This window comes from Cyanothece sp. BG0011 (assembly GCF_003013815.1).
GTDB lineage: Bacteria > Cyanobacteriota > Cyanobacteriia > Cyanobacteriales > Microcystaceae > Crocosphaera.
In genome coordinates this window covers 1-3,195 of record NZ_PRLH01000129.1, presented here as the reverse complement: position 1 = coordinate 3,195, position 3,195 = coordinate 1, and the positions used below count along the sequence as shown (strand labels likewise).

5 protein-coding genes and 1 pseudogene are annotated in these 3,195 nt (G+C 35.5%); 2 read left to right on the top strand and 4 right to left on the bottom strand.

The genetic code is table 11. The annotated features are described in order from the left end of the window. On the bottom strand, positions 1-1,216 hold a 1,216-nt coding region (locus C4E06_RS16060), incomplete at its 3' end, for an RNA-guided endonuclease TnpB family protein (protein WP_107668980.1). 31 nt (positions 1,217-1,247) lie between these two features. Between C4E06_RS16060 and tnpA the strand changes: the two genes are divergently transcribed. Further along, the gene (gene tnpA, locus C4E06_RS16055; RefSeq protein ID WP_107666573.1) at positions 1,248-1,661 is read left to right on the top strand and encodes an IS200/IS605 family transposase; all 414 of its coding nucleotides are present in this window, start codon (positions 1,248-1,250) and stop codon (positions 1,659-1,661) included. A gap of 103 nt (positions 1,662-1,764) precedes the next feature. Beyond that, complete coding sequence (locus tag C4E06_RS16050) at positions 1,765-1,983, top strand: hypothetical protein (RefSeq protein WP_107668979.1); 219 nt, start codon at positions 1,765-1,767, stop codon at positions 1,981-1,983. Positions 1,984-2,003: 20 nt separating this feature from the next. On the opposite strand, the gene C4E06_RS16045 is transcribed toward C4E06_RS16050, so the two are convergent. The 3 genes and pseudogenes from C4E06_RS16045 to C4E06_RS28045 form a co-directional block, all read right to left on the bottom strand. Continuing rightward, a complete protein-coding gene (locus C4E06_RS16045) occupies positions 2,004-2,231 on the bottom strand; it encodes a hypothetical protein (protein WP_107668978.1) in 228 nt (75 codons plus the stop codon). Between the two features lie 28 nt (positions 2,232-2,259). Further along, a complete protein-coding gene (locus C4E06_RS16040; protein ID WP_107668977.1) occupies positions 2,260-2,622 on the bottom strand; it encodes a hypothetical protein in 363 nt (120 codons plus the stop codon). 35 nt (positions 2,623-2,657) lie between these two features. Further along, positions 2,658-3,195 (bottom strand): annotated as a pseudogene (locus C4E06_RS28045) (DNA primase); the annotation flags it as partial.

The following is a 3,195-nucleotide window of genomic DNA, read 5'->3' as shown; positions in this document are numbered from 1 at the left end:
CAGGCTGTCCACTGACTAAGCCTCCACAGGCAGACGGGATGAGACCCACCCCATGTATTTGCAATGCCTTTTTTATAATATTAACTGCGGCGTTTTCATCCCTATCCATTGTCAAATTACATTTCGGACATTCATGTAATCTAACTGATAGTGTTTTCGGAACTTTATGACCACAGCTTGAGCAATTTACTGTCGTTCCATGAGGACTAACTTTGACAAACCAAACGCCGCGTTTTACCGCCACTGCTTCTAATTTTGTTAAGAAATTTCCCCAAGCGACATCTAAAATACTCTTAGCCAATTTAGTTTTAGCTAACCCTTTGATGTTTAAGTCTTCACAAGCAATAAAATCATAATTATTGACCAACCAATGTGCTGTTTTGTAGTGCCAGTCTTTTCGATATCTAGCAATTTTTTGATGAGTTAAAGCTATTCTTTTTTGTTGTTTCTCATAGTTTTTTGACCCTTTATTTTTTCTGGCTAATTTACGTTGTTGACGAGCTAAATGCTTTTGTCGATTGCGATAAATCTTTTTAACAGCAACTGTTTTTCCTTGACTGGTAGTCAAAAACTCTTTTAATCCTACATCAATTCCAACTGCTGATTTGATATTATCTATGGGAATAACATTCGGAATCGTCTCATCTTCTGCTGTAATACAGACATAGTATCCATCTGCTTTTTTAACGATTGTAGCTGTTTTAAGAATAAAACTTTCAGGAATCGGACGATGGATTACAACTGGTATAGCTCCCCATTTTTTTGTCCAAAGACAATTATTTTGAAACTTGATAACAGCTTTGGGATGATTAACTCTCGAAAAACTAAAAGACCTTAATTGACCAGCTTTTTTAAATCTAGGTCGCCCTCCTCTTTTACCTTTTTTATCTGGAACTAACCATCTTTTCCAGGCTTTTTCTAATCTTTGAAGATTCATCTGTTGAACTTCGCAGTAGATATTTTTGTAGTCAGGAAAGAGAGTTTTTGTCTGTTTTAAATCTGATTGTTGAGTGTAATAATTAACTTTTTCTGGTATTTCTCCTATGGTTTCACTAATTAAACTGCATCTATCAATAGCACATCGAGTCCGTCTTAACCAGTCCAAACGCTGACCTAGCGCATAGTTCCAGTGACGACGTAAAAGTTCTAACCACTGGTTTATACACTCTGCTTGCTTTTGATTAGGCTTGATTCGGTACTCAAATGTCAGTATCATAATACTATTATTGTAGCACTTATCGTTGTTAATGAACAATAGTTATAGTAAAGAAAATAGGTCAGTTTACTTACTTGCCGTACATATTGTCTTAGTGACTAAATATCGGAGAAAAGTCATTACCCCTGACATCCTATCTCGTCTGCAACGAATTTTCACAGATACTTGCAGTAAATGGGATTGTCGATTAGTAGAATTTAATGGTGAAACAGACCATGTTCATCTACTTGTTGAGTTTAATCCTAAAGTTCAACTTAGTAAATTTATTGCTAATTTAAAAACTGTTTCTTCTCGTTTAATCAGAAAAGATTTTTCAGATCATTTAACTCAATTTTATGGACAAAAACCTGTGTTCTGGACTGGTTCTTATTTTATTGCTACTTGCGGTGGTGTAACGATTGAACAACTTAAACAATATGTTGAAAAACAACAATCTCCTGTTTAAAAGGACTCCCTATGGTCGGTTTATTTTTTGGTCGGTAATTCCCCTCCCCCTAACATTCGTATAAGGGGAGACCCCTTACCGACATTTAAGTTGGAGTTTAATTATGAATTTAAGCCATGAAGACAAAGAGCTTATCTTGTTTGCTTTGTCTAACATTCCAGTACAATTAAATCAAGATGATGACGGAACTTTCATCGACCAATATGCTAAATTCATTTTAGATGAAAGTTCTGATACCTGTGATTTAGCCGATAAGTTGATTACTGATATTGAGAATATCAAACGCAAATTTTTACCTGATGTTAATTCTATCACAGGATAATATCCATCCCCTAGTCTTTTCTAGGGGTTATTTTTTTTACTATCATAACATTTAATAACTCTATAAGTTTTTCCGTAATCGCAAATATGATCAAAAGAGTCTAAGTCTTCATCAGTATTCTGTTCAAGCCAAAGATAAACGTCTTCCCCGTCCTCAAAATTAACAGGATTTTCATCGCTTTTCATTTGATTAACGTACTTAGAAATATCAATTTCACATTCTGTAACAATTACATATTTAAGTTTCATAGCTGATGTTAATAGTAGGATAACTTCCCTAAACGGTCATAGTAAACGGTAATGTCAATATGAATAAAGTTTCTGCTGTTAAAGGCTCCCAATTAATAGGGTTTCCTTGATACTTTAGCCTCGGAAAATCTTTAACGTTAAATACCCCATGAGGAATCTTGCTATCTTTTCCTAACCACATTCTTAATCGATAATCAATACAATAATTATTCGCTAAATTAATCCAAAAATGAGGTTCTATTTTTTTCTCTTGATAGACTACACTTCCCAACATTGGCTGATGTTTAATTCCCTCCTTCGTTAAAATTGTACTACAAATTCTCGTCATCCCATCACATTCGGTCGGACTTGAATCATAAACATCTAGTCGTTTTCTAATTTCTTCAATCATCACTTTTTTCTTGAATTAGTACCACCTATTTCTAATTAATTTAACACCGTTATTCCCTCCATCACTGATATTGGATAAGTTATTCCCTGCTTATCTTTTAACCAATGATCGCCGTTTTCTAAAACCACTTTCCCCATTACCTTCATGGTTCCGGTTACGGGATGGGGGATCAATCCTTCTAGTAGCTGGCCCACTTCATACTGGGGGGTGGTTTGACTGGGGGTGGATGAAGCGTCTTTTAGATGTTGGTAAAACTCTAGCAACTGATCATCGGTTAAACGTTTGCGAGAACTTACTCCATATTTAGCAACTAGGTATTCTTTCCTGATGTTGGTTGACCATCCTAACTGGGCCATCTCATAATCAATCCGCTTAATTAATTCCCCCCTATCAAGGATTTTGTGATGGGTTGTGATGGGTTGGCTATCCTCTGTAACCCTTGCAGGTGATGACTGTGACGACTGTGACGGGTTTTTTTCTCTATTTTCTATTTCTAAATTTTGTTCTTCGGAAACTAAGACTTTCTCTAAAAGTCCAACGGATGATGATTGATTATTGTGAGAAGTTTCAGAA